This is a genomic window from Shinella sp. OV683, from assembly GCF_057787725.1.
This window is the reverse complement of the sequence record NZ_CM173543.1, coordinates 2,870,480-2,895,889: the sequence shown is the minus strand read 5'-3', so window position 1 is coordinate 2,895,889 and position 25,410 is coordinate 2,870,480. Positions and strand designations below refer to the sequence as shown.

Annotated in this window: 25 protein-coding genes and 5 tRNA genes; 18 read left to right on the top strand and 12 right to left on the bottom strand. The window is 59.1% G+C overall.

The genetic code is table 11. The annotated features are described in order from the left end of the window. Positions 1–52 precede the first annotated feature (52 nt). Positions 53–1,198 carry an NADH:flavin oxidoreductase/NADH oxidase gene (locus tag ACXHRN_RS13835; RefSeq protein ID WP_488636894.1) on the bottom strand — a complete coding sequence of 382 codons (1,146 nt, stop codon included), beginning with the start codon at positions 1,196–1,198 and terminating at the stop codon, positions 53–55. Positions 1,199–1,355: 157 nt separating this feature from the next. After that, the gene (locus tag ACXHRN_RS13830) at positions 1,356–2,261 is read right to left on the bottom strand and encodes a LysR family transcriptional regulator (RefSeq protein WP_488636893.1); all 906 of its coding nucleotides are present in this window, start codon (positions 2,259–2,261) and stop codon (positions 1,356–1,358) included. 144 nt (positions 2,262–2,405) lie between these two features. Here ACXHRN_RS13830 and ACXHRN_RS13825 point away from each other — a divergent pair, with 144 nt between their 5' ends. Beyond that, positions 2,406–3,863 carry an MFS transporter gene (locus ACXHRN_RS13825; RefSeq protein ID WP_488636892.1) on the top strand — a complete coding sequence of 486 codons (1,458 nt, stop codon included), beginning with the start codon at positions 2,406–2,408 and terminating at the stop codon, positions 3,861–3,863. A gap of 74 nt (positions 3,864–3,937) precedes the next feature. On the opposite strand, the gene radC is transcribed toward ACXHRN_RS13825, so the two are convergent. From radC to ACXHRN_RS13810, 3 genes are all read right to left on the bottom strand, one after another. Next, positions 3,938–4,771: a RadC family protein gene (gene radC / locus ACXHRN_RS13820; RefSeq protein ID WP_488636891.1), complete on the bottom strand. Its 834-nt coding sequence runs from the start codon at positions 4,769–4,771 to the stop codon at positions 3,938–3,940. 8 nt (positions 4,772–4,779) lie between these two features. Continuing rightward, positions 4,780–5,607: a type I methionyl aminopeptidase gene (gene map, locus ACXHRN_RS13815; protein WP_488636890.1), complete on the bottom strand. Its 828-nt coding sequence runs from the start codon at positions 5,605–5,607 to the stop codon at positions 4,780–4,782. Between the two features lie 135 nt (positions 5,608–5,742). Continuing rightward, complete coding sequence (locus tag ACXHRN_RS13810; protein WP_488636889.1) at positions 5,743–7,587, bottom strand: PHA/PHB synthase family protein; 1,845 nt, start codon at positions 7,585–7,587, stop codon at positions 5,743–5,745. Positions 7,588–7,739: 152 nt separating this feature from the next. On the opposite strand from ACXHRN_RS13810, the gene ACXHRN_RS13805 reads away from it, so the two are divergent. From ACXHRN_RS13805 to ACXHRN_RS13770, 8 genes are all read left to right on the top strand, one after another. Next, positions 7,740–8,060, top strand: a complete 321-nt coding sequence (locus ACXHRN_RS13805; RefSeq protein WP_488636888.1) for an SHOCT domain-containing protein — start codon at positions 7,740–7,742, stop codon at positions 8,058–8,060. 32 nt (positions 8,061–8,092) lie between these two features. After that, positions 8,093–8,725, top strand: coding sequence for a LysE family translocator (locus ACXHRN_RS13800; protein WP_488636887.1), 633 nt, complete (start codon positions 8,093–8,095; stop codon positions 8,723–8,725). A gap of 115 nt (positions 8,726–8,840) precedes the next feature. Beyond that, positions 8,841–10,058, top strand: coding sequence for an LL-diaminopimelate aminotransferase (locus ACXHRN_RS13795; protein ID WP_488636886.1), 1,218 nt, complete (start codon positions 8,841–8,843; stop codon positions 10,056–10,058). A 26-nt stretch (positions 10,059–10,084) separates the two neighbouring features. After that, positions 10,085–11,407, top strand: a complete 1,323-nt coding sequence (locus ACXHRN_RS13790; protein WP_488636885.1) for a homoserine dehydrogenase — start codon at positions 10,085–10,087, stop codon at positions 11,405–11,407. A 48-nt stretch (positions 11,408–11,455) separates the two neighbouring features. Continuing rightward, the gene (gene recJ, locus ACXHRN_RS13785; RefSeq protein WP_488636884.1) at positions 11,456–13,261 is read left to right on the top strand and encodes a single-stranded-DNA-specific exonuclease RecJ; all 1,806 of its coding nucleotides are present in this window, start codon (positions 11,456–11,458) and stop codon (positions 13,259–13,261) included. Positions 13,262–13,488: 227 nt separating this feature from the next. Beyond that, positions 13,489–13,563 (top strand) — tRNA-Glu (locus tag ACXHRN_RS13780). Positions 13,564–13,998: 435 nt separating this feature from the next. Continuing rightward, entirely contained in the window at positions 13,999–15,564 is a 1,566-nt protein-coding gene (locus ACXHRN_RS13775; protein ID WP_488636883.1) for a glycosyltransferase family 39 protein, read from the top strand. A 36-nt stretch (positions 15,565–15,600) separates the two neighbouring features. Beyond that, on the top strand, positions 15,601–16,815 hold the full coding sequence (locus ACXHRN_RS13770; RefSeq protein WP_488636882.1) for a glycosyltransferase family 2 protein: 1,215 nt from the start codon (positions 15,601–15,603) through the stop codon (positions 16,813–16,815). A gap of 43 nt (positions 16,816–16,858) precedes the next feature. Here the strand turns inward: ACXHRN_RS13770 and ACXHRN_RS13765 are convergent. The 4 genes from ACXHRN_RS13765 to ACXHRN_RS13750 form a co-directional block, all read right to left on the bottom strand. Next, positions 16,859–16,933 (bottom strand) — tRNA-Glu (locus ACXHRN_RS13765). A 51-nt stretch (positions 16,934–16,984) separates the two neighbouring features. Further along, positions 16,985–17,059: transfer RNA gene (locus ACXHRN_RS13760), tRNA-Glu, on the bottom strand. A 198-nt stretch (positions 17,060–17,257) separates the two neighbouring features. Beyond that, on the bottom strand, positions 17,258–18,574 hold the full coding sequence (locus ACXHRN_RS13755) for a YcbK family protein (RefSeq protein ID WP_488636881.1): 1,317 nt from the start codon (positions 18,572–18,574) through the stop codon (positions 17,258–17,260). A gap of 380 nt (positions 18,575–18,954) precedes the next feature. Beyond that, entirely contained in the window at positions 18,955–19,395 is a 441-nt protein-coding gene (locus ACXHRN_RS13750; protein WP_488636880.1) for a VOC family protein, read from the bottom strand. Positions 19,396–19,582: 187 nt separating this feature from the next. On the opposite strand from ACXHRN_RS13750, the gene ACXHRN_RS13745 reads away from it, so the two are divergent. The 9 genes from ACXHRN_RS13745 (at position 19,583) to ACXHRN_RS13705 (ending at position 23,901) form a co-directional block, all read left to right on the top strand. Continuing rightward, the gene (locus ACXHRN_RS13745) at positions 19,583–20,161 is read left to right on the top strand and encodes a cold-shock protein (RefSeq protein ID WP_488636879.1); all 579 of its coding nucleotides are present in this window, start codon (positions 19,583–19,585) and stop codon (positions 20,159–20,161) included. A 508-nt stretch (positions 20,162–20,669) separates the two neighbouring features. Further along, positions 20,670–20,924 (top strand): YMGG-like glycine zipper-containing protein, encoded by a 255-nt coding sequence (locus ACXHRN_RS13740; RefSeq protein ID WP_488636878.1) that lies wholly within the window; start codon positions 20,670–20,672, stop codon positions 20,922–20,924. 443 nt (positions 20,925–21,367) lie between these two features. After that, complete coding sequence (locus ACXHRN_RS13735) at positions 21,368–21,859, top strand: DUF192 domain-containing protein (protein ID WP_488636877.1); 492 nt, start codon at positions 21,368–21,370, stop codon at positions 21,857–21,859. 91 nt (positions 21,860–21,950) lie between these two features. Beyond that, positions 21,951–22,027: transfer RNA gene (locus ACXHRN_RS13730), tRNA-Pro, on the top strand. Positions 22,028–22,123: 96 nt separating this feature from the next. Continuing rightward, positions 22,124–22,429: an ETC complex I subunit gene (locus ACXHRN_RS13725; RefSeq protein ID WP_488636876.1), complete on the top strand. Its 306-nt coding sequence runs from the start codon at positions 22,124–22,126 to the stop codon at positions 22,427–22,429. Between the two features lie 74 nt (positions 22,430–22,503). Beyond that, positions 22,504–22,580 (top strand) — tRNA-Arg (locus ACXHRN_RS13720). Positions 22,581–22,658: 78 nt separating this feature from the next. Then, positions 22,659–23,123 carry a GNAT family N-acetyltransferase gene (locus tag ACXHRN_RS13715; RefSeq protein WP_488636875.1) on the top strand — a complete coding sequence of 155 codons (465 nt, stop codon included), beginning with the start codon at positions 22,659–22,661 and terminating at the stop codon, positions 23,121–23,123. Between the two features lie 63 nt (positions 23,124–23,186). After that, positions 23,187–23,399 carry a hypothetical protein gene (locus ACXHRN_RS13710; protein WP_488636874.1) on the top strand — a complete coding sequence of 71 codons (213 nt, stop codon included), beginning with the start codon at positions 23,187–23,189 and terminating at the stop codon, positions 23,397–23,399. A 358-nt stretch (positions 23,400–23,757) separates the two neighbouring features. Beyond that, positions 23,758–23,901: a hypothetical protein gene (locus tag ACXHRN_RS13705; RefSeq protein WP_488636873.1), complete on the top strand. Its 144-nt coding sequence runs from the start codon at positions 23,758–23,760 to the stop codon at positions 23,899–23,901. 89 nt (positions 23,902–23,990) lie between these two features. Here ACXHRN_RS13705 and ACXHRN_RS13700 read toward each other — a convergent pair whose 3' ends face one another. From ACXHRN_RS13700 to ACXHRN_RS13690, 3 genes are all read right to left on the bottom strand, one after another. Further along, positions 23,991–24,377: a hypothetical protein gene (locus ACXHRN_RS13700; RefSeq protein WP_488636872.1), complete on the bottom strand. Its 387-nt coding sequence runs from the start codon at positions 24,375–24,377 to the stop codon at positions 23,991–23,993. Positions 24,378–24,470: 93 nt separating this feature from the next. Further along, positions 24,471–24,878 carry a GFA family protein gene (locus tag ACXHRN_RS13695; RefSeq protein ID WP_488636871.1) on the bottom strand — a complete coding sequence of 136 codons (408 nt, stop codon included), beginning with the start codon at positions 24,876–24,878 and terminating at the stop codon, positions 24,471–24,473. 296 nt (positions 24,879–25,174) lie between these two features. Beyond that, positions 25,175–25,408 (bottom strand): BolA/IbaG family iron-sulfur metabolism protein, encoded by a 234-nt coding sequence (locus tag ACXHRN_RS13690; protein ID WP_488636870.1) that lies wholly within the window; start codon positions 25,406–25,408, stop codon positions 25,175–25,177. Between the last annotated feature and the right edge of the window lie 2 nt (positions 25,409–25,410).

The window sequence follows — 25,410 nt, the reverse complement described above, 5'->3', positions numbered from 1 at the left end:
TCAGGAAACCCCGAAAATCGTATGATTTCCGGGGTTTCCTTTTATCCGCATTTTACTCTACGAAAGCGCGCTGCTTGAGCGCCCTGTCCTTGTTTCTGATCGCGTAGCCCGCCTGCTTCGGCCAGGCCAAATAGCCGTCGTCGGATGGCAGGAGCTGGTGATGGGCATGCAGCGGCCATTGAGGGTCTTCGAGCGCTTCGCGGGCGAGTGCCACGAGATCTGCCTCGCCGTGCTCGATGATTGACTCGGCTTCCTCCGGATCGGTGATCAGGCCGACGGCCATGGTCGCAATGCCGGTCTTCTCGCGCAGTTCTGCAGATAACGGCACCTGGTAGAGCGCTTTGGGCCGGAAGGCCGCGCCGTCGAAGCCGCCGGACGAGCAATCGACGACATCGACGCCGAGCGCCTTCAGCTTCTCGACCAACACCACGCTGTCCTCGATCGTGCAGCCGTCGGGATGATTGTCCGTTGCCGAGATTCGCACGAAGAGCGGTTTCTGGTGAGGCCATGCTGCGCGAACCGATTCCGTCAGCTCCAGCAACAGTCGCATCCGGTTGTCTCTGCTGCCGCCATATTCATCGCTACGCTTGTTGGCCAGCAGTGACAGGAACTGGTTCAGAAGATAGCCATGTGCGGCATGGATTTCGATCACGTCAAAGCCTGCTTCCTCGGCGCGGCCGACGGCGGCAATGAAATGTTCCTTGTATTGCTGGATATCGGCAAGCGTCATTTCACGCGGCTGAGTGAAGCCTGGCATCTTCTCAGAATGGATGACCGCGCTCGGCGCGATCGGCTGCCACTCCTCATATCCGATGGAAGCCTTCTCCGTGTCCTCGACGTGGGGGCGAAAGGGCACCGGCGTCGAGGCCTTGCGCCCGGCATGGGCAAGCTGGATGCCGGCTGCGGCACCCTGCGAATGCAGGAAGCCTACGATGCGGGCCAGCGGTTCGATCTGATCGTCGTCCCAGAGGCCCAGATCACCATAGGAGATCCGACCCTCGGGCGACACTGCTGTCGCCTCTACCATCACCAGGCCGAAACCGCCGATACCAAACCGACCGAGATGAGCGAAATGCCAGTCGGCGGCAAAACCGCCAATGGCGGAATACTGGCACATCGGCGAGACGACGAGGCGATTCTTGAGAGTGAGCAAACGGATGGGAAACGGGGTGAAGAGCTGGATAGAGGACTGGAGCATGGGTCTCGTCGCTTTCGGCTTGAAAATGATCAGGGCGAATCTCGACACCCCGCGGGCAGGGCGTTCCAAGCTATCTAGGAAACTGATTGACCATTACCAGAGGATCAAAGAATTAAATCTGTCGCACCGCCCCATCGGGCCGACAGTGCTCTGGCCGTCAATGAATCGGTGATTGCGCCGCACAGACGTCGCGAACGCATTCGCGCAGCCATCGATGGGCTGGATCAGCGTCCAGCCGTGGGTGCCAGAGCAACGAAATCAGGATTTCCGGGATGAAGACCGGTAGAGGGAAACAGAACATTCCATCGCGCAGATTTCCCGTATAGCGTTCGGGAACGCTGGCGATCAGGTCGGAGGCCCGCGTCAGGGCCAGCGCCTCCGAAAAGCCGCCGACGGTCGTGACAATCTCTCGTTTCAACCCGAGCAGTTCAGACGCGTCGTCGATCGATCCCCCGCCGAGCCCGCGACGAGACACGAGAATGTGCCGGCCGTTTGCGTAACGCGCGGCCGTGATCGTCCCCTCGCATAACGGATGCCCCATCCGTACGACACCGACGAAACGATCGTGAAACAGCGCTTGTGCGCGCATCTCCGGTCCCGTGGCCCCGCCGACCACGCCGGTTTCAAGATCAATGGTCCCGTCACGCAGCGGCGCGCTGTCCTTGTCCAGTTTCGGCAAAAAACGCAACCGCACGCCCGGCGCTTGTTCGCCCACGCGCGCGATCAGACCCGGCCCGAAATTCTCGACAAAGCCCTCCCTGTTTCTGAGCGTGAATGTTCGCACGAGGTGTTTCAGGTCAAGCATCTCAGCAGGACGCAGAACGGCTTTGGCGTCTTCGACGATCTGGCCCACGCACTCGCGAAGCTCAAGCGCCCGGGGCGTCGGAACAAGGCTGCGTCCGGCCCGCACCAGCAATGGATCGCCCGTCGTCTCACGCAGTCGCGCCAGCGCCCGGCTCATCGCCGATGGGCTCAGCTGCAGCCTTTGAGCTGCGCGTACGACGCTGCCTTCCGTCAGGAGCACGTCGAGGGTGATGAGCAGATTGAGATCGGGATGCGACATACACCGATCTTAGCATGTCCGGCGCAACTTGGCATAGCGTCAAACGCAATGAATGAGTGCAAATGCTGCGGCTTCCGCCATGCTTGGCGAAGAACTACTGTTCTGGAGGGCTCCGTTTCGAGGGGCGCCGGAAAAGGGAAATTCATGTTGAGGAAAGTTACTGAGGAACGCGATGAGCCGGCAGCAGGTGTCAACCTGACAGCTTCGGTTCGCTGGGCGCTGGCCAGTCTTTCACTATCCATGTTGCTGTCGTCGCTGGGCACGAGCATCGCCAATGTCGGATTGCCGACATTGGCCCAGGTTTTCAATGCTTCGTTCCAGCAAGTCCAATGGGTCGTGCTGGCCTATCTCCTCGCGATCACCACCTTGATCGTCAGCGTCGGGCGGCTCGGTGACATCATCGGTCGCCGACGCCTCCTGTTGGCCGGCATCGTCCTGTTCACGGCGGCTTCGGTCCTTTGTGGTGCGGCACCCACCCTTTGGCTGTTGATTGCCGCACGGGCGGTGCAGGGTTTGGGCGCGGCGATCATGATGGCGCTCGCCATGGCCTTTGTCGGCGAAACGGTGCCAAGGGCAAAGGCCGGCAGCGCCATGGGGCTGCTCGGAACGATGTCAGCGGTCGGCACCGCCCTCGGTCCATCGCTCGGCGGCGTACTGATCGCCGGCGCCGGCTGGCGGTCGATCTTCTTGGTCAACGTGCCGCTGGGTATACTGGCTTTCGTTCTCGCTTACCACCATCTGCCCGTTGATCGCCTAGGACCGAAGGCGGATCGTGCCGGCTTCGACATTGCGGGCACGCTGCTGCTTGCTTTGACGCTCGCGGCTTATGCACTCGCCGTGACGACGGGGCGCGGTAGTTTCGGCCCGCTCAACATGGCTCTGCTGTTGGCTGCAGTCTTGGGCGGCGGCCTCTTTGTGCTGGCGGAGGCTAGGGTGGCATCGCCATTGATCCGATTGGCGGCGTTCCGCAATGTAGTGTTGAGTGCCAGCCTAGCCACAAACGCGCTCGTCGCTACAGTGATGATGGCGACGCTGGTGGTCGGTCCGTTCTACCTCTCGCGAGCGCTCGGGCTCGATGCGGCTGTTGTTGGGCTCGTTATGTCGATTGGCCCAATCATCTCCGCACTGAGCGGCGTCCCAGCCGGTCGTATTGTCGACCGTTTGGGCGCGCCATTCGTGGTCATCGTTGGACTTATCGCAATGGCGGCTGGTTCCATTGCTCTATCCGTGCTTCCGGCTATATCAGGCATCGCGGGCTACATCGCTGCCATCGCCGTCTTGACCCCCGGTTATCAATTGTTCCAGGCAGCCAACAACACCACAGTGATGTCAGATATCCGCCCGGACCAGCGGGGCGTCATGTCCGGCATGCTCAACCTGTCGCGTAATCTCGGCCTCATGTCGGGTGCATCCGTGATGGGCGCTGTGTTCGCCTTGGCATCGGCCACGTCAGACGTCACCACAGCGCGCCCCGAGGCGGTTGCCGCTGGTATGCGGATCACGTTCGTCGTCGCGTCGATTCTGATCGCCGCAGCACTCGCCATTGTGATTGGAAGCCACGTTCTCGCAAGGCGCCGTTCGCTCCCTCAGGATGCGTCATAACGTGGGGCCTGCACCACAGTCCCAACGCAAATCGGAGCTTCGATGCGAAACCAATGCATGTCGAAATAGGTCGGTTAGATCAGCCTGAGGCCCTTCATGCTCGCATGCCCGTCCTTGCCGATGATGATGTGGTCATGCACGGTGATGCCCAGCGGCTTGGCGGTGTTGATGATCATATGCGTCATGTCGATATCGGCGCGCGAGGGCGTCGGGTCGCCGGAGGGATGGTTGTGGACGAGAATGATCGCGGTGGCCGAGAGCTCCAGCGCCCGCTTCACCACTTCGCGCGGATAGACCGGGGTGTGGTCGACCGTGCCACGCTGCTGGACCTCATCGGCGATCAGCTGGTTGCGCTTGTCGAGAAAAAGGATGCGGAATTGCTCATTGGTCTCGTAGGCCATCGCCTGATGGCAATAGTCGATCACCGACGACCATGAGGCCAGCACCTTCTTGCCCTTGATCTCGCTTTTCAGCGAGCGATGCGCCACTGTGGAAATAAGCTTGAGGTCGGTGGCGACTGCCTCGCCGATGCCCTTGACCTCCTGCAGCAGGTGGATCGGCGCACCGAACACACCACCCAGCGTTCCGAACCGGTCGATCAGCGCCTTGGCGATCGGCTTGGTGTCGCGGCGCGGGATCAAACGGAAAAGGATGAGTTCGAGCAATTCGTAATCGGCAAGCGCCGTGTCGCCATAGTCGCGGTACTTCGTACGCAACCGTTCGCGGTGGCCATGATAGTGGAGTTCGGGCGCTGGTATGAGCGACGGTGCCGCCGTCTTGCGGGCATTGACGCGCGGCTGCACCGTCTCCGAGAAGAAGCCGCGCTCGTCGGCGGGCTCGTCATGGTCGTTGCCCTCCGGCGCCACCGGCTCATTTTCATCATCGGAATGGCCGGCGGGGGAAATCATGCTGTCGTTCAGACCTTCAAGCCGGGGGTGAAGAGGTTGGCGGGAGACAGCGTAAAGATCTCGCAGCCGTCCGCCGTAACGCCGATGGCATGCTCATACTGTGCCGTCAGCGAACGGTCGCGCGTCACCGCAGTCCATCCGTCGGATAGCACTTTCACATGCGGCCGGCCGAGATTGATCATCGGCTCGATCGTGAAGATCATGCCTTCCTTGAGCTCCGGCCCTTCATTGGCCTGGCCATAGTGCAGGATATTCGGCGCGTCATGAAACAGCTTGCCGACGCCGTGGCCGCAGAAATCTCGCACGACGGAGCAACGTTCCTTTTCTGCATATGTCTGGATCGCTTCGCCGATCGCGCCGGTGCGGGCGCCGGGCTTCACGGCAGCAATGCCGCGCATCAACGATTCGTAGGTGACTTCCATCAGCCGTTCGGCAGCACGCTTGACCTCGCCGACCGGATACATCCGGCTGGAATCGCCGTGCCAGCCATCGAGCACAAAGGTCACGTCGATGTTGACGATATCGCCGTCACGCAGCGGCTTGTCGTCGGGAATACCGTGGCAGACGACGTGATTGATCGATGTGCAGCAGGACTTACGGTAGCCGCGATAATTCAGCGTGGCGGGTAGGGCGCCATTGGCGATGCCGAATTCGAACACGAAGCGGTCGATCTCGTTGGTGGTTACGCCCGGCTTGACCAGCGGCACCAGTTCATCGAGGCAGCGCGCGGTCAGCTGGCAGGCCTTGCGCATGCCGTCGAAAGCCTCCGGTCCGTAAAGACGGATCACGCCGGTATTCTTCATGGGCGCGGAATAGGCTTCGATATAGGTAACCATGCGTAGTGCTTTCCGAAATCATAGCTGTCGTTGCCGGAAATTTGCAGTCCCCGGCCTTGTCATACTCTATGCCGGGTTCGGCGGCCGCAATCAAGCATTTCCACCGATGTGACAGTTCACGCTCAGGCGGCAGGATCAGACCCGCACCCGCACATAGGAGCCCGGCGCTTCCTCGATCGGGTTGAGCTGGTCGCCGCCAGGCTTGCGCGGCTTGGCCTTCTTGTCGTCGTGCGCCTCGATCCATTCGTGCCAGTTCGGCCACCAGGATCCAGCGGTTTCCGTCGCATGCGCGAGCCAGTCCTCGTACTCGCCCTCGACCGCGCCATTCGACCAGTACTGATACTTCTTCTTGTCGGGATGATTGACGACGCCAGCGATATGTCCCGAGCCAGACACCACATACTTGACCTCGCCACCGAACAGCTTGGAGCCGATGAACACCGATTTTGCCGGTGCAATGTGATCCTCGCGGGCGGCGAGATTATAGACCGGGATTTTCACCTTCTTCAGATCGAGCTTCTTGCCGTCGAGCACCATTTCGCCACGGGCGAGATTGTTGTCGAGATAGCAGTTGCGCAGATAGTAGGAATGATTGGCCGCGGCCATGCGGGTGGAATCGGCGTTCCAGAACAACAGATCGAACGGTGTCGGCTCCTGCCCCTTGAGGTAGTTGTTGACGAAATACGGCCAGATCAGTTCCGAAGCCCGCAGCATGTTGAAGGCCAGCGCCATCTTCGAGCCATCGAGATAGCCTTCCACTGCCATGCTCTTTTCGAGCGTCAGGATCTGCGGCTCGTCGACGAACACCTTCAGGTCGCCGGCATAGGTGAAATCGACCTGGGTGGTGAACAACGTTGCCGTCTTGATGCGCTTGTCGCCGCGCTCCGCATGCAGCGCCAATGTCGCAGCAAGCAGCGTGCCGCCGACGCAATAGCCGATCGCATTGACTTCCTTTTCGCCCGTCGCCTTGGTGATCGTGTCGAGCGCGAAATCGATGCCTTCCCTGGCGTAGTCCGCCCAATCCTTGTCGGCATGCCGCTCGTCGGGGTTGACCCAGGAGATCACGAAGACGCTGTGACCCTGCTCGACGCACCACTTGATGAAACTCTTCTGCGGATTGAGATCGAGTACGTAGAACTTGTTGATCCAGGGCGGGCAGATCAGCAGAGGGCGCTTCAGCACATCGTCGGTTGCCGACTCGTATTGCAGGATCTGGCAAAGGTCGTTCTCGGCAATCACCTTGCCGGGCGTGATCGCCATGTTCTCGCCGACCTGGAACTTGGTCATGTCGGTCTGGCGGATGCGAAGCTCACCGCCGCCAGCCTGCACGTCCTCGGCAAGCTTCTTCATGCCTTCGACGAGATTGGCGCCGTTGCGGGCGACCGTCTCCTTATAGAGAACCGGATTGGTCAGCACGAAATTGGTGGGCGACAGCGCCGCGGTCACTTGGCGGACGTAGAAGGCGGCCTTGTGGCGTGTGTGCTCGTCAAGCCCGTCGGCATTGGCAACCAGCTTTTCAGCCCAGTCAGCGGTGACCGTGTAGATCTGGCGGAGAAAGCTGAAGAACGGATGCTGCTTCCATTCTTCGTCCGAGAACCGTTTGTCGTCCCGCACGACAGGAGCGTCCACACCGATGGCGCCAGCTGCTGTCTGCATCGACTGCATCCAGATCTGGAAATATGTCGAAAACAGCAGCGTCTGGGCCTGCAGCGCTCGATTGGGATCGGCAACCCAATATTCCACGACCTGCGATAGTGTGCGGACAATGTCCGTCATCGGCTCGCTGACCAGATCGAGCTTTTCGCCGTTTTCGCGTGGCGCCAGCCATTCAGTGGCTGCCTTGCCAAGATTTTCCAGCGAACGCGCGAGGTTGACCGTCAGCGCTTCCGGATTCTTGATGAGGAAAGGCTCGAAGGTCTTGGGGTCGAAACCGGGCAGCGCCTTGCCGGATTTGTCGTCGGCCGTGCTGTTGTCGGTCATTGCTTTGTTCGCTCCCCGAAGCGTCTGTTATCGCCGGCTCCGCGCCGACTTAGTTGTTCATTGGCGGTCACTGTGCATGAAACGCGTTGCAATTTCTAGCGTTTAGGACCAAATGTCGTTAAATTCATGTCAGGGCCCAAAGCGAGCGGAATATGACTTTGCAGAAGCGTAAGCCACCACTGAAATTGAGCCTTTCCGCGACTTCCTGCGCCATTCTGGTTGCTGCGGCCTTGTCTGCCTGCTCGTCCACGCGGACAGCCGATGACGGACCGCGCAGCGATGTCTATCCGGATTTCTCCAAGCCGCTCACCCAGGCGATGCCGCAGATGAGCAACGAAGATGCCGCCAAGCAGGAGAAGCAACTGTCCTATCTGGCTGCCCGCAAGCGGGCCGGCGCGATCTCGGAAGCCGAGTATCGCCGACGCGTCAAGGAACTGCAGGATCTCAACGCCGAGACCCAGAAACCCAAGTGATCTCCAAGACCGCCCGATAGGAAAACGGTGACATGCCGACCACGACAAGCCTCTTTCTCTTTGCCTTGATATGCATTGGCATGGTGCTGACGCCCGGACCGAACATGGTCTATCTCGTGTCGCGCTCGATCTCGCAAGGGCGCACGGCGGGCCTGATCTCGCTGATCGGCGTCGCTGTCGGCCTTGTCTTCTATATGTGCTGCGCGGCCCTCGGCATCACCTCGCTCCTGCTTGCCGTTCCCTATGCCTATGATGCCCTCAAAATCTGCGGCGCGGCCTATCTGCTTTATCTGGCCTGGCAGGCCGTGAGGCCTGGCGGCCGCTCGCCTTTCCAGGTCAAGAACCTTCCGGCCGACAGCACGCGCAAGCTGTTGTCGATGGGGCTTGTGACCGCCTTGCTCAATCCGAAGATCGCGGTGATGTATTTTTCGCTTCTGCCGCAATTCATCCATCCGGAGCAGGGCAGCGTGCTCGGCCAGTCGCTGATGCTCGGCTTCACCCAGATTATCGTCAGCGTCAGCTTCAATTCGATGATCGTATTCATCGCCGGATCGATTGCCGCCTTCCTCGCTTCCCGCCCGACATGGCTGATCATCCAGCGCTGGCTCATGGGCACCGTGCTGGCCGGTTTTGCCGTCAGGATGGCAACCGAGGCGCAGCGCTGACGCGACTTATTCCCTTGCCAGGTCTCGGCGGTCTTTTTGCACTTGCCTTTCAGTCGATTTGGTCGCAAAGCGTGATTTGCGGCATGATGAGGCCGCAATCAAACAGAGGTCAGAGATGGAAGAGTTTCATAAGGTCCGGCGCCTTCCGCCATATGTGTTCGAACAGGTCAACCGTTTGAAGGCATCGGCGCGAGCGGGCGGCGCAGACATTATCGACCTCGGCATGGGCAATCCAGATCTCCCGACCCCCAAGGCGATCGTCGATAAATTGTGCGAAGTGGTCCAGGATCCGCGCACCCACCGCTATTCGTCTTCCAAGGGCATTCCGGGCCTGCGCAAGGCCCAGGCCAACTACTATGCCCGCCGTTTCGGCGTGAAGCTGAACCCGGACACCCAGATCGTCGCGACGCTTGGTTCCAAGGAAGGCTTCGCCAACATGGCGCAGGCGATCACCGCGCCCGGCGACGTCATTATTTGCCCGAACCCGACCTATCCGATCCATGCCTTCGGCTTCCTGATGGCGGGCGGCGTGATCCGTTCCGTTCCGGTCGAGCCGAATGAGGCTTTCTTTGCGCCGATCGAGCGCGCCGTGCGCCATTCGATCCCAAAGCCGATTGCACTGGTCATCAATTATCCTTCAAATCCGACGGCGCATGTGGCGACGCTGGATTTCTATCGGGATGTCGTTGCCTTCGCGAAGAAGCACGAGATCGTCATACTCTCCGACCTCGCCTATGCGGAGATCTACTTCGGCGACACGCCGCCACCGTCCGTGCTCGAAGTCCCGGGTGCGATCGATTGCACCGTCGAATTCACCTCGATGTCCAAGACCTTTTCCATGCCCGGCTGGCGCATGGGCTTTGCCGTCGGCAACGAGCGTTTGATCAGCGCGCTGACGCGGGTCAAATCCTATCTCGACTACGGCGCGTTCACGCCGATCCAGGTGGCTGCAACCACGGCGCTGAACGGCGACGGTTCGGATATTGCCGAAGTGCGTGACATCTACAAGAAGCGCCGCGACGTCATGGTCGATGCCTTCGGCAAGGCTGGATTCGACATCCCTGCGCCGGAAGCGACGATGTTTGCCTGGGCTCCGATCCCGGAAAAGTTCAAGCATCTCGGCTCGCTCGAATTCTCCAAGCTGCTGATCGAAAAGGCTGACGTCGCCGTCGCCCCTGGCATCGGCTTCGGCGAATATGGCGATGACTATGTACGCCTGGCGCTTGTGGAAAATGAACACCGGATTCGCCAGGCGGCGCGCAGCATCAAGAAGTTTCTTTCCTCCGCGGACGAGAAGCTGCACAACGTCGTCGCCCTGAAATCCGCCCGTTAGTAAAAGACAAAAGACAGGAATTTGATATGGCTGATGCCCTTAAAATCGGCATTGCAGGTTTGGGAACTGTTGGCGCTTCGCTGATCCGTGTGCTGCAGACGCGTGCCGACATGCTGGCAGTGGCCTGCGGTCGCCCGATTGTCGTCACCGCTGTTTCGGCACGCGACCGCTCACGCGATCGCGGCATCGATATTTCCGGGATGGAATGGTTTGACGATGCCGTCGAAATGGCCAGGCATGCCGATATCGAAGTCTTTGTCGAACTGATGGGTGGTGCCAGCGATCCGGCCTATGCCTCGGTCAAGGCAGCGCTGACGCGTGGTCTCCACGTGGTGACGGCCAACAAGGCGCTGCTCGCCAGGGCGGGCGTCGAGCTTGCTGGTATCGCCGAAGACAAGGGCGCCATCCTCAATTTCGAAGCGGCGGTGGCCGGTGGGATTCCCGTTATCAAGGCGCTGCGTGAATCGCTGACCGGCAACACCGTGTCGCGCGTCTACGGCATCATGAACGGCACCTGCAACTACATCCTGACCCGGATGGAGAAGGAAAAGCTGAGCTTTGAGGCCTGCCTCAAGGAAGCCCAGCGTCTTGGGTATGCCGAAGCCGATCCCGCTTTCGACATCGAAGGCAACGATACCGCCCACAAACTATCGATCCTTACGACACTGGCTTTCGGCACGCAGATCGCGGCCGACGACATCTATCTGGAAGGCATCACCAACATCTCGCTCGAGGATATCGAGGCGGCAGCCGACCTTGGCTATCGCATCAAGCTGCTGGGTGTCGCCCAGAAGACTGCGTCCGGTATCGAGCAGCGCGTCCACCCAACCATGGTGCCGCAGGATTCGGTGATCGCCCAGGTCGATGGCGTCACCAACGCTGTGGCGATCGAGTCCGATGTGCTGGGCGAACTGCTGATGGTCGGCCCAGGTGCCGGCGGCAATGCCACGGCCTCCGCCGTCATGGGCGACATCGCTGACATCGCCAAGAGCCGCCCCGGCGCACAGCTGGTGCCTAGCCTCGGCCGTCCTGCCAAGCAGCTAGACACGTACAAGCGTGGCGAGATCCAGAGCCATGAAGGCGGCTACTTCATCCGCCTGACGGTCCAGGACAAGGCCGGCGTCTTTGCCAGCATCGCCACCCGCATGGCAGAAAACCAGATCTCGCTGGAATCGATCATGCAGCGCCCCAAGGCCCACAACGATAAAGCCGAGCGCCAGACGGTGATCCTTGTCACCCATGCGACGACGGAGCAATCCGTGCGCAAGGCCGTCGTCGCGATCAAGACCGAAGGCTATCTCATCGGCGAGCCGCAGGTGATCCGCATCGAGCGGCCTGTGGCGGCTTGATCTGGCAGATATAATCTATACTTCTCTGTTCGAAATGGAGAAGTATGCATGATCGACCAGCCAGCAGACCCGGTGGACAGAGCGTTTCTGGGCGTCGAGCGCTCGGTAAGCGGCCAGCGCTGGGTCTCGCGGCTGGATCAAGCCGGTCTCAACCGTGCGCTTGCCATGTCCCAGCATCACGGCATGCCTGAACTGATTGCCCGCGTGCTGGCCGGGCGCGGCGTTGCTGTCGACGATGCCGAGGCGTTTCTCGATCCGACGCTACGCGGCCTGATGCCCGATCCCTACACGCTGACCGATTGCGAAAAGGCCGCCAGGCGCATCGCCGACGCGATCGATCGCCACGAGCATGTCGCCATATTCGGCGACTACGACGTCGATGGCGCGGCTTCTGCAGCCCTGATGCACCGCTTCCTCTGGAACTTCGGCATCGACGCCACGATCTACATTCCCGACCGGATATTCGAGGGCTACGGCCCCAACCCAACTGCGATCAACCAGCTGATCGACCAGGGCGCTCAACTGATCGTCACTGTCGATTGCGGCTCGACAAGCCATGAATCGCTGGCGGCGGCGGCTGCGCGCAACATCGATGTCGTTGTCATCGATCACCATCAGGTGACACATGAATTGCCGGTCTGCCATGCGCTGGTCAATCCCAACCGCGAGGACGATCTGTCGGGACAGGGTCATCTCTGCGCCGCCGGCGTCGTGTTCCTCGTGCTGGTGGCCACGCACAGGCTGATGCGCGAGCGCGGCGATCCGCGTGGCGCAGGCCTCGACCTGCTCTCGCTGCTCGATCTGGTGGCGCTGGCAACGGTGTGCGACGTGGTGCCGCTCAAGGGCCTCAACAGGGCCTATGTGGTCAAGGGATTGGTCGCGGCCCGCCATATGCAAAATCCCGGCCTTGCGGCCCTGTTCGCCAAGGCCGGCATTGGTGGCCCGGTGACGCCTTATCACCTCGGTTTCCTGATCGGCCCGCGCATCAATGCCGGCGGCCGCATTGGCGACGCGGCGCTCGGCTCGCGCCTGCTGACGCTGGATGATTCCGGCCACGCCGAGGAGATCGCGGCCAAGCTCGACGAGCTCAATCGCGAGCGCCAGGCGATGGAAGCCGCGATGCTGGCCGAGGCCGAGGCCGAGGCGCTTGCCGAATATGGCACGGGCGAGGGCGCCTCGGTGATCGTCACCGCGCGCGACAAGTGGCATCCCGGCATCGTCGGCCTGATTGCCGCCCGCCTCAAGGAACGATTCAACCGTCCCGCCTTTGCAATCGCCTTCGATGCCAATGGCAAGGGCACCGGCTCGGGCCGCTCCATCAATGGCTTCGACATGGGCAAGATGGTGCGCGCAGCCGTCGATCTGGGCCTGCTGATCAAGGGCGGCGGACACTCCATGGCGGCGGGCTTGACGGTCGAGCGCCCCAATCTCGGTCCGCTCAGGGGCTATTTCGAGGATACGGCACGCGACACGGTCAGCCATCTCACAGCCAACCGCACACTGAAGATAGACGGGGCAATGGGGGCATCCGCAGCGACATTCGAATTTGCAGACCAGATCGAGGCAGCGGGCCCCTATGGTTCGGGCCACTCACAGCCGATCTTCGCACTCCCGGCTCACCGTATTCGCGACAGCCGCTTCGTCGGCACCAATCATCTCAAGGTGACGCTCGAAGGCATGGACGGCTCACGGCTGGACGCAATGGCATTCCGCTCGGGCGACACAGATCTTGGCAAGATGTTGCAATCCGGCCGAGGCGATCTCGTCCACGTCGCCGGCACGATCTCGGCCGATAGCTGGCAGGGAACCAAGCGAATCCAGCTTCGCATCCTGGACGCGGCAAAAGCCAACTGAGCAGCTGCTCGAGTTTCTTGAGTTCGGAAATGGGAGTGGTACGTCTCAAAACATTCCCCTTATTTGCTCATAGAACCGGGTGGAAAAATTCGGGCTTCACGGTGCCGATGGTGCCTTAGGCCCCCGGAACTTGAATTAAGAAGTTTGCACAAAAAAAATCGTGAAAATGTCCCCCAGTGCTTGCAGGAATCTAATGTGCTGAATATAAGGGCGCCACCACGAAGGATGCGCCCTTCGTCTATCGGTTAGGACACCAGATTTTCATTCTGGGAAGAGGGGTTCGACTCCCCTAGGGCGTACCAAAAAATAAACAAAATCAGTGATTTAATGATTTTAATCAGGGCGATTCCAAATGGGTTCGCGCGCTGTGTCGTGACGTCGGCTTTTAGTACCAATCGTTCGAATCGGCTGAATGTTCGTGGCGACAGCCCCCATTGAAAATGAGTATCCCTTCATAAGTAACGCCTGAATTGAGCGCTAGGGACAATCGATACGTAGAATTTGGAGGGTGGTATGAACGAAAATCGTTCAGTGTTAGAAGCGAAGGCGGCAGAAGGGCGATGCCTTCAAGCTTTGGCAACGACACAATGGACGATTTTCGCCACAGGGGAACGCGTCAGATTTGCCGCTTGAATGCGTCGAAAGCAGAACATGCGTCCGCTGTGATATGGCTTGTCGAAATCCTTCGAGGTTTTGACGAGTACCGCATTCCAGCATGATCCCTTGGTGCTTCGCTCATGTTTCAGAGGTTCGATATCGTGTCGACGGAGAAGGCGCAGGACAGGGCTGGCGCGTTTGTCGCCCTATTCTTCTGGGCGATCGTCGCTCTGGTTCTCGCTTTCGGGCTGATCTTGCGCCTGCCAGGCCTCAGCAGTCGCTCGCTTTGGATCGACGAACTCTACAGCGAATGGTTTTCGTCCAGATCGTTTGACGAGCTTTGGCGAGAGGTGCCGTTCTACGAGACGCACCCGCCGACCTATTACACATTGCTCAAATTATGGACGTTCCTCTTCGGCAATTCCGAACTTGGCCTGCGAAGTCTGTCAGTTGCCTTTAGCATGGCGACGATTCTTGCCATTGCCGTTTCCGGCCGGTTTATAAAGGCCGGTTGGCGCGGCCAAGGTGCCGGCCTCTTCGGTGCGGCTCTGCTTGCGGTGAACTACGCCAACATCCGTGAAGCGCAGAATGCACGTCCCTATGCGCTGCAGACCTTCGTCTGCACGGTCGCCATCCTCGCCTCACTCGTGCTCGTTGCGCGTCTCAGGGCGCACGCAAGAGCCATCGGACCATCGGACGGCTGGCTGGCGCCCGCACTGGTTCTCGGCCTGTTCGCCGGGTGCGCCTTGTGGATCCACAATACCAGCCTGTTCATTGCTTTCGGCATCTGGTGCGGCCTGGCGCTGTCGCTCATCGTCACCTCGGCCAAACAACGGCTGCGGAATCTTGGCATCTTCTTCGCCGCCGGAATCCTGGCGCTCGCCGTCTGGGCGCCCTACGTCCCGCTCTTCGTCGCCCAAAGCAGCGCTTTCGCGGGCTTGGGCTTCTGGCTCACGCCGAAGATTCGGGATCTCTACAGTGCATGGATGCTGCTTATCGGAGACAACTGGCCGGCTTTTTCCCTGAGCCTTGTGCTTCTGGCGCTCGGCCTTTTCCGCCTCGCTCGATGCGCGCCGATACTCGCCTTTCCTGTCGCGGCAATCCTGCTCATGCCGCTCTATACTATGTTGGCCGTGAGCTTCGCGGTAAAGCCGATCTACATCCAACGCCTGTTCGCATGGACGGTGCCTCTGGGGCTTCTGGTCATCGCGCTCGGCATAGTGACCGCAACCCGCCAGCAATGGCCCAGATTTGTGCTCGCCCTTGTCGTCGTCTCGTTTGCCGCCGCCAGATCTGTCGAGGATTATGACAGACCTATCGATGACTGGAAGGCGATCGTGGCCGAGATCGCTCGCAATGCCCGGCCGGGTGATGTCGTCATCGCCGTGCCGGCTGAGGGCAGCATTGCCGTGGATTACTATGCGAGGCGCCAGGCGCATTTTCCGCCGGTCGTCTGCATTCCCGGCTGTTATCCTCAACGCAACCTGCCGCGGACCTATGGGAGCAATTTCGGTGCTCCAAAGATCATCGAGCAGGACGGACAGATCGTCGATCGGGCGCTCGGGACGCATGGCCGCGTCTGGCTGGTGCAGGTCTCCGTGCAACTTTATGACCCGAAGAGCATTGTACGGTCGAGAATTGCAGCCGCCAGGACATTCGTGCGGTACTATGGCAATTCGCTCGCACGGGTCGATCTATTCGAGTGAGCCAATCGTTTGTGGATGGCGGTGGGCAGGCAAGCCATGATGCAGATCGACAATGAAAGTGGTATTTTGGGCGGTCGCGGCAAGCCGGCCTCGGATAGTCCGGATGCGGGCGTGCGGCCGGCTGCCCGCGATGCGGGACCCACCCCTCCTGCCAGACCGTTGCGTCAACCTGTCGCGGAATTGACGGTCGTTGTTCCCACCTATGCCGAACGCGATAATATCGCCGAACTGGTCAGGCGGCTGACGACGATCCTTGCCGGCATTGATTGGGAGGTTGTCTTCGTTGATGATGACAGTCCGGACGGAACCTCGGCGCTGGCGAAATCGATTGCGTCAACCGATCCTCATATTCGGTGTATCCGCCGGGTGGGTCGGCGGGGCCTCTCCGGCGCTTGTATCGAAGGCGTCCTGTCTTCGTCTTCTCCCGTTGTCGCCGTCATGGATGCCGATCTCCAGCATGACGAAACGCTGCTGCCACAGATGCTGCAATCCATTCACGAGGGTGCCGAGCTGGTTGTCGCGAGCCGCTACATCGCGGGCGGGTCGGCAGATCAGGGCTTTTCAGGGATACGACGCTGGGGCAGCGGACTGGCGACGGGCATGGCACGGATTTTGACGGGCACCGAGGTGTCGGATCCCATGTCCGGTTTCTTCATGATCCGCCGCGACGCGATCGAGGAACATGCTGAGGCGCTGGCCGGGGAAGGCTACAAGCTGCTGCTGGACATTCTCTGGACGGCTGGGAAGTCGCTGAAAATCGTGGAGCTTTCCTATCGCTTTCGCGAAAGGCGGAGAGGCGAGAGCAAGCTCGATGCGCTTGTCACCGTCGACTATCTGGGTCTGCTGTTTTCGAGATTGCTGGGCGGTGTGCTGCCTGTCCGGTTCCTGATGTTCGGCGCGGTGGGCGTCTCGGGCATCGCCGTGCATCTTCTTGTACTCAGCTATGCGCTCTCGTTCCATTTGACTTTCGCATTGGCACAATTCACCGCCGTCATCGTCGCCATGACCTGGAACTTCGTCATCAACAATCAGCTGACCTATCGCGACGCCCGCCTGTCGGGCTGGCGGTTCGTCGGGGGGCTCCTGATGTTCTATCTGGCCTGTTCGATTGGTTCCGTCGGCAATGTCGGCGTGGCGAGCTGGATCTACTCCTTCCACGCAACCGCCTGGGTCGCCGGTCTGGCCGGCGCCATCATCGGCTCGGTGTTCAACTACGCCGTCAGTTCCGCACTGATCTGGAAGCGCAAATGATCGCGGCAGCGACCGCGGAAAAAATGAAATGAAATCAATTGGCTGGTACGCCCTAGGGGAGTCGAACCCCTCTTTCCAGAATGAGAATCTGGCATCCTAACCGATAGATGAAGGGCGCTTGCGAGCCGTGCGGTATCCGCAGTATCTATGAAAATCCACATGAAAACAATGGTACGCCCTAGGGGAGTCGAACCCCTCTTCCCAGAATGAAAATCTGGTGTCCTAACCGATAGACGAAGGGCGCTTCCTTCGTGGTGGCGGGTATATAGCCAGCTTGACCGGGCTCCGCAACCCCAAAACGCTCAACTGTTTCAAAAAAATGACAGTCGTGCAGATCCACGAAACAACGCACGAGAATTCAACGGAATCATGTTGTTAGCGAACCGTTGCTCTCACAAGGGCGGAAGATTGAACGTGATGAGGAGGTGTTGGCGCGCGAGAATCAGCCGCGACGATGCTTGCGGCGGCAGCGCCAGTTCCAGTCGCGCTCACCGCCAATGTCGATATGCACCGAATCCGTATGGCAATAGGTGCCGACGCCGCCACGGCCCGGAACCGAGCGAAGATAATCGGCGAGCTGCCACTTCGATACGCCCTCGACCTGGATATCGGCGGCAGCGCAAAGCGTATGCAGCGAATGGCGGACACCGCCGGCACGGCGATTGTGCCCGACATCGCGGAAGCCCGATGTCACGATGACATGACGCTGGTAGTGGGCCTCGACGCTTTTCAGAATGCTCATCAGTTCCGGCCGCAGGCAGCGCACCTCGACCTTGTCGGTCTGGGTCCAGAGGCCGTTCGGGGCCACGCGCATCATCCCCGACAGCGATGCCAGCTTCATCAGGCCTTCGGGCTCGTCGCCACCTTCGCCAAGCTCGTCGTCCGAAAGGTTTTGCGTCGGAAACATCGCATTGGTATTGACGCCGGGAAGCTGGCTGTCCGACAGTGCTGCAGTCTGCATGTTCGGAATGGCCGCCGTATTGATGACGCGGCTCTTCTTCTTGCCGAAGCGGTTATCGTCGAAGGAGGCGGTCTTGGAACTGCTGCGGAAGAAATCCGCCAGCGTCCGCTTCTTCTTGACAGGCTGAGCCTGCTGTTCGGCAACCACCGGCGTCGCTGTCGCCGTATCCTGCAACGGGATCGTCTCAAGACCGCGGGTCGTGTTGGGTGTCAGTTCCTGCGCTGCTTTGGCAAGCCCGGGATCGGCCTCGATCGGCATGGCGGGGTCAGCTGAGGCAACTTCCTGCTGCAACTCCTCGGGAATATCCATACCGGCAAGCGCCAGGTCCTGAACTTCGCTGACTTTCCTGGCGTCGGGCAGGGGGACAGCAGACGTATCGCGCGGCGCATCTTCGAGCCCGCCTGCGTAAATGCTATTCTGGGCGGCATTCAGCGCCTGACCAGGCTGTGCGCCGTTTTCGATGCCGTTGAGCGCCACCTGCTGCGGCTCGGCGTCAGGGGTAACAGTTGACGTATCGAGACTCGCGAAAATGCTGGACTTGGCGGCTGCTATGTTTTGCTTGCCGGTGACGACATTGGCATCGGTAACCGGTTGATCGGCATTTGCCGGAGCACTGTCCAGCGCCGGGTAGGCCGCAGCATTGAGCGAATTGGCGTCTTCGGCCGCTTGATTGGCAATGGCGGACTGGTCGGCGACGTTTGTCGTCGTCTGCGACTGGAGATTGTCGGTCTGGGTGGTGGTCACTGGTTTCGTCGGTGCGGAATGAACCAGGGCAAGCTGATCGCCGGGAGCGGACATACATCCATGCACCCCGAGCACCGTGGCTGCGAGCAAACTCAGCCGCAGGCAAAGCAGAGGCGTCGAGAATTGTCTCCGGTCTCCTCGCAACGATTATTCCCCGCTTCAATTTGTCTTTTATCGCGTCCCGGCACGGCTTGTTTAATCAACAAATCGCGAAATGTAAACTGCTGTCAACTTTTCGTGATCGTCGGCCCAAGGTCCCGCTTGGCCGCATCATAGAAGCTTGAAGGAAACTCCCCACGGAATCTGTGCGAGCCAATTGCGGCGAAAACGTGAACCCGCCGCAATTGATCATACTTTTGGCTTGCGTGTACCTTGCATCGCAGCATTCGCGATCGATCCGCAAAAGTGACCGCAATTGCCAAGGACGCGTGCTCTTACCAGGCGCCGGTGTTGCCCATCGACAGCCAGGGTTCGGCAGGCGCCAGCGCCTCGCCCTTCTGCAGGATCTCGATCGAGATGCCATCAGGGGAGCGAACAAAGGCCATGCGACCGTCGCGGGGCGGGCGGTTGATGATGACGCCTTTGTCCTGCAGGCTTTTGCAAAGCGCGTAGATGTCGTCGACCTCATAGGCGAGGTGGCCGAAATTGCGCCCGCCGGCGTAGTCCTCGGTATCCCAGTTATAGGTGAGCTCGAGCAGCGGCGCGCCATTGGCCTTGCCGGCGGCCACATCTTCCTGCCCAGCCAGGAAGATCAGCGTGTAGCGGCCTGCCTGGTTCTCGTTGCGGCGAACTTCGACGAGGCCGAATTTGTTGCAGTAAAAGTCGAGTGCGTCATCGACATTCTTGACGCGAACCATCGTGTGCAGATAGCGCATTGTATTTCCTCATTTCTGATCAAACCGGTGCCGTATCTGGACATAAAGCCAGCTTGAGGCAAGCCATTTGTGTCATCAATTCCTCACTGGATTATAACAGCTAGGACTTGCATATGTTTCATTTCGGGACGTTAATCTCGTAAATGAAGAATCAGTTAACCAGGGTTGCGTAAAGGGGCAAGGCAGTATGGCGGACAGGATTTCTTCCAAGAACATCTCTCTCTTCGAAGAGGTGGCTGGGGATCCGGTGGATCTGGTCGAAATTACCGGCGTTATCAAATGGTTTGATGTCGCAAAGGGTTTCGGCTTCATCATCCCGGACAACGGTACAGCCGATGTTCTCCTTCACGTGACTTGCCTGCGGCGCGACGGCTACCAGACCATTCTAGAAGGTACACGCGTGGTTGCCCTCATCCAGAGGCGTGACCGCGGCTACCAGGCCTTCCGCATCCTGTCGATGGACATGTCGACGGCTGTTCATCCTTCGCAGCTGCCGCCGGTCCGTACCCATGTCCAGGTGACGCCGTCGAGCGGCCTCGAACGTGTCATCGTCAAGTGGTTCAATCGCACCAAGGGCTTTGGTTTCCTGACGCGCGGTGATGGCACCGAGGACATCTTCATCCACATGGAAACCCTGCGTCGCTACGGTATCACCGAACTTCGCCCTGGACAGAGCGTGCTGGTGCGTTTTGGCGACGGCGACAAGGGCCTGATGGCAGCCGAAATCCATCCGGATATCGCCAATCCCGGCAGCCGGTCGCACTGATGGCCGGTTCGATGTCAAGCATGATGAAAAGCGCCGTTCTGGCGCTAAAGTGCTAATAATTTCTCTAGGGAATTTCTGCCAACTGCCTGCAAACTAGGCGGTTGCGCTTAACCATACTAACACTGTTGACCATGGTATCCACCACAGGCTTTATCGTAAGCAATATGGTGCGGCACAAGCTGACTGACGCAAAAATCAAGGGATTGAGCAAGCCTGGCATCCACGCGGACGGTGCCGGGCCATATCTGCGAGTCCACGCCGGCGGAAGCAGATCATGGGCTCTTCATTTATTCAAGAAACAAGATTCGCCGCGAACTTCCAACAACCTAACTGCGGTGGTGGCCGCTCTTCTAAATCTTGGAATCGTATTTATTCCCGCAAACGGCCAAGGCCCAGTCGTGAGACCGCGGAAGGATAAGGTGTAAGATCCTCCGCCTGCACTCTCGACAATCCTAAGAATTGCGCAGATGCTATGCCTAGGTTTATGTCAAGCAAGGAGGACGAAAACATGCGAAAGCTCATAATTGCGATTGGTTTAGTTGGTATCCTCGCGTCCTGCACACAAACAGAGCGAGGAACCGCAATCGGTGCTACCTCGGGCGCCGTCATTGGTGGTGTTGTCAGCAATAGCTGGAGCGGCGCGGCCGTCGGCGCCGTAGCAGGTGGCGTTGTAGGCGCCCTTATAGGCCACTCTCGCGAGCATCCCGGATATTGTATTTACCGGGATCGGCACGGTCGAAAATTCGAGGCTCGCTGCCGGTAACTGCAGCCCGATCTTTCGAAGCGGTGGGGGCGTCTCCCTTTCCGCTTCGTGACTTCTGATCTGGCAAGTGGGTTCCGATCGCAGAGACCCTACTACCCTCATTTCAGGTAACTCTTAAGGCCGCCGGCGTGATCTTCATCGATGCCAACGGCAACGGACTAGGCATGACGTTGAGAGATCGGTTGTAGGAGAAAACGGGCCGCTCTCCGCTGCGCCTTTCCGGGCAACGAGCGGGAGCGGCCAATGGGCAGGAGGCACCGGGGAAAGCAGTGCGATTGGAGGGCATCTCTCCCGCCAGCGGTGAGCATTCGGTTCGGAGAAAAGTTCGGCGGCGCAACTAGGCAGGCAGGGAAGGCGCCTTGATTCCCTGAATAGACGCGTGCATCATGTAAATAAGGGTTCTAAATAGATTTATGCTTGGCGCTGTGGTAAGGTTTCATAAAATGAACAAAAACAACATGTTACTGGTAAAAATAAGCGCCGTTCTGGCGCTTTTTTGCATTCTGGCCGCCACGTCCGTCAGAGCAATGGATTTCCGCACCGAACCGCTGGAGATTCGCAAGCAGGACGGCACCGTGCAGCATTTCACTGTGGAGATTGCCACGACCGCGGCCGAGCGCGAGCTTGGCCTGATGAATCGCCAGGAGATGGCCGACGATCATGGCATGATCTTCGACTTCGGCGAAAGCCGGCCGGTCTATATGTGGATGAAAAACACCTATCTGCCGCTCGACATGCTGTTTCTCTCCGACGCCGGCAAGATCACTCATATCCATCCCGACGCGCAGCCCTTTTCCGAAAACATCATCGGTTCGCACGGCCTGGTGCATTTCGTCATCGAACTGAATGGCGGCCTCGCGGCCAAGCTCGGAATCAAGGAGGGCGATGTCGCCGTCAGCGATCAGATCACCAAAGCGGCAGCCGCGAAGAAATAGAGCGGGATAGAAGAAATAGAATGGGTAGCCGGGCAATTAGCTATTGCAGCATGGATATGAAGCGTGTAATCGGACAGCGCTTCAGATGGTTCGGAGTGTAGCGCAGCCTGGTAGCGCATCTGGTTTGGGACCAGAGGGTCGGGAGTTCGAATCTCTCCACTCCGACCAGTTCTGAAAAGAACTTCGTCATTTTCCTGTTCATGTTTTTATGGCACAAGAGATGGCGCGAACCACTGAAGCCAGGATCCAGAGGGTACTTCCAGCATGACGGCAAAAATCTACCGCCCCGCCAAGACAGCGATGCAATCGGGCAAGGCCAAGACCAATCTTTGGTTGCTGGAATACGAGCAGGAAGCACCGCGCGTCATCGATTCGGTCACCGGCTATACCGGCTCCGGCGACATGCGCCAGCAGCTGAGACTGACCTTCGAGAGCCGCGAGCTCGCCGAAGCCTATGCCCAGCGCAACGGCATCGACTATCGCGTCATCGAGCCCAAGGATGCGACCCGCAAGTCGCTCTCCTACACCGACAATTTCCGCTATTCCCGTACCCAGCCCTGGACGCATTGATCCGGCTGGATTGTTTTGCCAAAAATGTCATAGAATAGCCAGATCGTCCGCGGCGCCTGTCCGCGGACCAGAGCGGTCCCTTAGCTCAGCTGGATAGAGCACCTGCCTTCTAAGCAGGTGGTCGCTGGTTCGAATCCAGCAGGGATCGCCAACATTTATCGCCCGACACATCTGCGCGGACGAACGACAATCTTTTCGGGCTTGAACGTGGCCCAGACAGTGAGTCTCCATGACGGTAGAATTCCGACCGCTAAAACTCGATGAAATGGAAGAAGCCGCCCGCGTGCTTCGAAGATCATTTGATCAACAATTGCCGTGGCTGGCTGGCCTCCATACCCCCGACGAGGACACATGGTTTTTCAGAGAAAACGTATTCAAGGAAAACCATGTTTGGGGTGCTGTAGAAGCAAGCAAAATTGTTGGGATAATTGCGTTTACATCCGACTGGATCAATCAGCTCTACGTATTGCCTGAGGCTCAAGCGCAGGGCATCGGATCAAAACTACTGGCAATCGCGCAAGCTGACGCCTCGCGGCTTCAGCTTTGGACTTTTCAGAAAAATGCTTTGGCTCGGCAATTCTATGAGGCAAAAGGTTTTGTAACCATTAAAGAAACTGACGGTTCAGAGAACGAGGAAAAGGAACCCGACATTCTCTATTCATGGTCAAAATCTAAGATATCGCCGTCACCATAACCGCGCAAAAAGGTACGCGCATAACTCAAGCCATGAATGATAGGCTATTCCAAGGTAAGCGCTATGCTGCTGTTGCAAATTATCTTTGTGTGGTTGGCGGTTGGTTCGGTATTGTTCTGCGTGCTTGCCGCAGTGACGCCAAACCGTGATCTCAATCGCGCCAGCCCGGAATGGATGGCGGTGCTCGCCTTCTTGTGGCCTCTGCTGCTGCTTTACGCTGTCGTCGGCGGAGCGCTTGCGCTTGTCGAAATGGTCTTTCGAAATAAACGTGCCTAAGCGCGGTTGCGCTTGCGTGAGGCGTTGAGTTTCCCGTCAGCAGCGCCTATGGTCCTCGTCATGGCCATAAAATTTCAAGCGAAAGACCCCGCTCTCGTCAAGCCCGCGGCAAAGCCGAAGGCTGGTGAGTCCCAATCCTCTCCGGAATTCGAGCTCGAGGCTTCGGAGTCCCCGAAGACGGACAAGCCTGCCTCAAAACGCGGCGCCGCGAAGTCCAAAAGCACCAAATAGTCCGGCTTTCACATCATTCGAAAAGATGATGGTTTTCTGCTCGCCAACTGAGCCCGAAAAAATAAATTCCTTGCTTTTTCTTTGCGTTGGGTGGCCACTGGACACCTTGCATCAAAGGGAGATCACGATGGCAAAAGGTCAGGTTCGTAGCAACAAGGAGACCCGAAAGCCGAAGAAGGACAAGGCTGCGTCTTCATCGGCCAGCACCGAAGGTTCGCAGGTCAAACTCGCCGGCAGCTCCTCGCCTTTCGGCAAGAAGGACAAGAAATAATCTTTCGGGTCATATGCCAATCAAGCCCGCTATTCCCAGGGATGGCGGGCTGTTGATTCAAGGGCAGCCGGCATTGCCGCTACCCGCAGTCAGAGAAGCCCCAGCTCTGAACACATCTGCCAGATCTCACCGGTCTCTGCGGTGGTTTTGCCAATCCTGACATCGGTGAATGCGGGTTCATCCGCCCCTTCGGGCTGAAACACGCCGTAGAAGTATCTGGTCTGTCTGCCCTCGTTGGCGCCCTCCTGCGAGGTGACCTTGCCGCAGACGGGAAATCCGCCGGCAGCCAGTGGCTTGTGGCCGTAGAACATGCGACTGAATTTCGCGTGCTCACCGCCGGTCAGCCGATTGCGAAGCCCATCCTTGATGACCAGCATCCAGGTACCGGGTGGTGTCGCGGAATCCGCACGGACCTCGCCGGCCGACAGAAGCAACAATCCGGCTGCCAAGGCGCCCATCGTTCTATTCAGTGTCACGATTGATCCGCAATCCGAGTTACTTTTCTTCGCTCGACCTTAGCGGATTCGCACGCGCCCTGCATGGCGCTGGCGATACTATTTCTGGGCGGTTCAATTGCCTTCCAGCAGCTCGATATCGCCTTTGATTCCTATCCATTTCGGCCGCACCTCCGACCAATGCACATGTGCCGGTGGCGCGAAGTCCGGATCTGCGAATGTGCCGACATTGAACCCGATCGTTCCCGGCAGGTAATCGCCGCTTTTCCAGAAGCCGCCGCCGCCGCAGATGCTGCAAAAGGCCGACATGACGTCCGGTTCAGCCTCCCCATTCCTGTACCAGACGGAATAAGGTCCGGATATGTCGGTGACATCGTCTGCGGCAAACCAGGCCGCCCAGCCCATGACGCTTCCCGTCGACCTCTGGCAGCGTGCGCAGGAGCAGGCGTGGTTGTGCACGGGTTCGCCCGTAACCGTGAGCGTCAGCCCGCCACAACGGCATTTCGAAATATATGAAACCATGACTACCTCCTATCGACCGTGATAGTCGGATGGCCGCGCTTGAAATCGACATGTCAAGCCGAGGATTGATAGCAGGTCGGGAGTGATACGGTCGCGCCATTTTATGCGGCACTGCGTGGTCCGCAATCCTGGACATAGGCCAGTTTGGGACAAATTCTGAGACTCGAAAGCGCACGCCGGGCCTCGACGGATGCCTCCGCCTCGCGGGCGATGGATTGGGCGGCAGACCGGATATCCGATCGCTGAGACGATCTCGCCCGGCCTGCGTCGGAAGGCGACTTTATCGCGGAGGGCGATCAGTCCGGCGCGGAGGTCTGCAGCGCCAGAGCATGCAACACGCCGCCCATTTTGCCCTGCAGCGCGTCGTAGACCATCTTGTGCTGCTGCACGCGATTCTTGCCGCGGAAGGCTTCGGCGACGACTTCGGCCGCATAATGGTCGCCATCGCCGGCGAGATCGCGGATCGTAACCTTCGCGCCCGGGATGCCTTGCTTGATCATGTCTTCGATTTCGCCCGGATTCATCGGCATGG